1 tRNA gene is annotated in these 202 nt (G+C 60.4%); it reads left to right on the top strand.

Features of this window, described 5'->3' with window-relative positions:
• Window positions 1-122 precede the first annotated feature (122 nt).
• Window positions 123-198: transfer RNA gene (locus DEO45_RS16345), tRNA-Gly, on the top strand.
• Window positions 199-202 lie beyond the last annotated feature (4 nt).

The following is a 202-nucleotide window of genomic DNA, read 5'->3' as shown; positions in this document are numbered from 1 at the left end:
GCAGACAAAGCCCCGGCCCGTCCGGGGCTTTGTCGTATCGGCGCGCATGCCGCATTTCGTGCCGGAACGGTGTCGAGGCTATTCACAAACGGCTTCGTTCTGCTATGATTCGCGGCTCCGATGCGGGAATAGCTCAGTTGGTAGAGCACGACCTTGCCAAGGTCGGGGTCGCGAGTTCGAGTCTCGTTTCCCGCTCCAGTTT

This window comes from Rhodanobacter denitrificans, assembly GCF_003335105.1.
GTDB lineage: Bacteria > Pseudomonadota > Gammaproteobacteria > Xanthomonadales > Rhodanobacteraceae > Rhodanobacter > Rhodanobacter denitrificans_A.
Note: the sequence above shows the minus strand (reverse complement) of the source record. Positions and strands in the feature narration are given on the sequence as shown.